Below are 3,638 nucleotides of genomic sequence, written 5' to 3'. Positions count from 1 at the left end.
CGGGCCGGCGCCCGGATGCCGTCGCTGGGCGCGGGCTCGGCCGCCGCGCAGGTCGGCCCGGTCGGCCGCTGGGACCTGTCGGCGATCGACCGGCTCGACCACGTCGGCGGCCAGGCGCTGTGGCGCGCCTGGGGCCACCGGCTGCCCGAGGGCCTGACGCTGACCGACAACCAGCGCACCATCTTCGAGCGGATCCAGCGGCTCGACGAGGCGCGCGAGGAACCGGAGCCGGTGGTCCGCCACGATCCGGTCACGCGGCTCGGGCTGGCCCTGATGCAGTTCGGCGAGCACCTGTTCGGCGGCATCGCCATGTTCGGGCGCGTGATCCTCGACCTCGGCTCGATCGCCCGGCGCCCCAAGACCATGCCCTGGACCGAGATCTCGGCCAACGTCTACAACGCCGGCGCCAAGGCGCTGCCGATCACGGCCCTGGTGGCCTTCCTGATCGGCATCGTGCTGAGCTACCTGTCGGCCCAGCAGCTGCAGCAGTTCGGCGCCAACCGCTATATCGTCAACATCCTCGGGCTGTCGGTGATCCGCGAGCTGGGGCCGGTGCTGGCGGCGATCCTGGTGGCCGGGCGCTCGGGCTCGGCGATCACCGCCCAGATCGGCGTGATGCGCGTCACCGAGGAGCTCGACGCGATGCGCGTGATGGGCATCCCGCACGGGCTGCGCATCGTGCTGCCGCGTGTGCTCGCGCTCGGCGTGGCGATGCCGCTGCTGGTGATGTGGACCAATATCGTCGCACTCTCGGGCGGGGCGCTGGCCGCCAAGCTGGCGCTGGGCATCGACGTCAACTTCTTCATCCGCTCGCTGCCGGGCGTGGTGCCGATCGCCAACCTGTGGATCGGGCTCGGCAAGGGCGTGGTGTTCGGCATGCTGATCGCCCTGGTCGGCTGCCATTTCGGATTCCGCATCAAGGCCAATTCGCAGAGTTTGGGCGAGGGCACCACCACCTCGGTGGTCAGCTCGATCACGGTGGTGATCCTGGCCGACGCGGTGTTCGCGATCCTGTTCCAGAACGTGGGGCTCGGATGATGGACGAGAATCGGAACGCGCCGGTGCAGACGGGCGGCGGCACCGCCGCCGCCGCGATGCGCGCGGCCGGCGCCGGGGGCGAGGCGAACCCGGCCGGCTACGTGATCGAAGTGCGCGACATGACCAAGCGCTACGGGCGCAACGTGATCCACGAGCATCTTGACTTCGACGTGCGGCAGGGCGAGATCGTCTCGATCGTGGGCGGCTCGGGCTCGGGCAAGACCACCCTGGTGCGCCAGATCCTGGGCCTGGAGCAGCCCAGCTCGGGCACCGTGCGCGTGTTCGGCGAGGATCTCGCCACCCTCGACGCCGATTCGGCGCGCGTGATGCGCAGCCGCTCCGGCATGCTGTTCCAGCATGGCGCGCTGTTCTCCTCTCTGACCGTGTTCGACAACATCGCCCAGCCGCTGCGCGAGCTCGGGCGCGTGCCCGAGGACCTGCTGCACGAGATCGTGATGCTCAAGCTGGAGATGGTCGGGCTGCCCTGCAAGCACGCCTCGAAGATGCCCTCGGCGCTGTCCGGCGGGATGGTCAAGCGGGTCGGCATCGCCCGCGCGATCGCGCTGGAGCCCGAGCTGCTGTTCCTCGACGAGCCCACCGCCGGGCTCGACCCGCGCGCCTCGGACGAATTCGTCGACCTGATCGCCACCCTGCATCGCACCCTGGGCCTGACGGTGGTGATGATCACCCACGATCTCGACACCATGGTGGCGCTCTCCACGCGGGTGGCGGTGATCGCCGATCGCAAGGTGCTGGTGGCCGCGCCCGTCGAGGAGGCGGCCAGCGTCGACCATCCCTTCATCAAGGAATACTTCCTCGGCCTGCGCGGGCGCCGCGCGCTGCAGGCGCTGCCGCCCGAGCGGCGCGCGAAATTGCCGAAGGCGGCACTCGAGCCGGCGCTGTCCAGCGTCGAGCTGTAAAGCAAGGAATCGCGAATGGAAAACAAGTCACATGCGTTCTGGGCGGGGCTGTTCGCCATCGGCCTGCTGCTCGCGATCATCGCGGCGGTGTTCTGGTTCAACGTCGATCGCACGGTACGGATCCCTTACGACCTGGTGGCGCGCACCAACGTGACGGGCCTGTTCCCCGACGCGGCGGTGCGCTATCGCGGGCTGGACGTCGGCAAGGTCGCCACCATCCACTTCGACCGCGTCCACCCGGGCGAGATCTCGATCCGCATCCTGGTCGACAAGGACGCGCCGATCACGCGCTCGACCTACGGCAGCCTGGGCTTCCAGGGCGTGACCGGGATCGCCTTCGTGCAGCTCGACGATACCGGCCGCGATCCCTCGCCGCTGCCTACCTCGGTGAAGGAGGTGGCGCAGATCCCGCTGCACCCGAGCCTGTTCGACCAGCTCCAGCAGCGCGGCGACGTGCTGCTCAAGCAGATGGAGGTGGCGGCTTCCAGCGTCAACGCGATGCTCTCGCCCGAGATGCGCGAGCAGTTGAAGGCCACCGCGGCCAGCGTGCAGCAGGCCGCCGACGGCGTGAGCACGCTCACCAAGTCGCTCGAGCCGGTCACCGCGCAACTGCCCGAAACCACCCGCCGCGTGAACCAGGCGCTGGCCTCGGCCGACGCGATGCTGGCGCCGCACGGGCCGCTCGCCGCCAACCTGGACCGCGCCGGCAAGGCCGCCGAACAGGCGGGAACTGCGCTCACGCAGATGGATCAGACGCTCTCCGAGCTGAACGCGAGCGTGCGCTACGAGACGCTGCCGCGGGTCAATTCGCTGAGCTCGAACCTCGGCGACACCTCGCGGACCGTGCGCGACGTGGCCGGCGAGATCAGCCGCAACCCGCGCAGCCTGCTGTTCGGCACCAGCGCCGGCCTGCCGGGCCCGGGCGAGGCGGGTTTCGCCTGGCCGCAGGCGGGGTCGCGCTGAGCGGCGCGGGGCGCGGGCGGGCAAGGTGCCTGCCGCTCGCGCCCGATTGACCGATGACTGACAGATACCGGCCGGCCCGTGCCTCGCGGCGCGGGCCGGCGATCGACCCGATGCCGGTCGGCCCCCGGGCCGCGGCCACCGCCAACGAGTTCACGACCATGCAGGAATCCGCGATGTCACGCTTGTCCTCCCTCTCCGCCCGCCGGGCCGCCGCGCTGGGCGCGATGCTGCTGTTCACGCTGCTCGCCGGCTGCGCGGGCGACGCGGCCCGGATGTCGAACATCCGCTACGACCTCGGCCCGCTCGATACCTCGTCGCTGGCGCTCGCGCCGGCTTCGGGCTCGGTGATCAAGGTGCTCGACGTGCGCGCGCCCGATGCCTTCGATACCGACAAGTTCGCCTACCGGCTCGCCTATGCCGACGCGCAGCGCATCGCCACCTATCGCGACAGCCGCTGGACCGCGCCGCCCGCGCAACTGCTGACGCAGCGCCTTCGCGCGGCGCTCTCGGCGCGCGGCACGGTGCTGGAAGGCGGCGACGCGGTGCGCGCGAGCGTGCTGCATGTCGAGCTCAACACCTTCGAGCAGGTGTTCGACGGCCAGGCGCAGAGCCATGGCGAGGTGGCGGTGCGCGCCACGCTCACGCGCGAGGGCGCGGTGCTCGGCCAGCGCAGCTTCGTGGCGCGCGCGCCGGCCAGCACCGCCGACGCGGCCGGCG

4 protein-coding genes are annotated in these 3,638 nt (G+C 71.0%); all 4 read left to right on the top strand.

The window, feature by feature from the left end; translation table 11 throughout:
* Positions 1 to 1,038: ABC transporter permease (locus F3J18_RS36135; RefSeq protein WP_205195714.1), on the top strand; the 1,038-nt coding region annotated here is incomplete at its 5' end.
* 56 nt (positions 1,039 to 1,094) lie between these two features.
* Positions 1,095 to 1,958, top strand: coding sequence for an ABC transporter ATP-binding protein (locus tag F3J18_RS36130; RefSeq protein ID WP_047836717.1), 864 nt, complete (start codon positions 1,095 to 1,097; stop codon positions 1,956 to 1,958).
* Between the two features lie 15 nt (positions 1,959 to 1,973).
* A complete protein-coding gene (locus F3J18_RS36125) occupies positions 1,974 to 2,921 on the top strand; it encodes an MlaD family protein (protein WP_166916939.1) in 948 nt (315 codons plus the stop codon).
* Positions 2,922 to 3,094: 173 nt separating this feature from the next.
* Positions 3,095 to 3,638: ABC-type transport auxiliary lipoprotein family protein (locus F3J18_RS36120; protein WP_240156504.1), on the top strand; the 544-nt coding region annotated here is incomplete at its 3' end.

Source organism: Burkholderia sp. Ax-1720, from assembly GCF_011753035.1.
Taxonomy (GTDB): Bacteria; Pseudomonadota; Gammaproteobacteria; order Burkholderiales; family Burkholderiaceae; genus Burkholderia; species Burkholderia gladioli.
The sequence above is the reverse complement of the archived record's forward strand: the minus strand, read 5'-3'. Positions and strand labels throughout refer to the sequence as shown.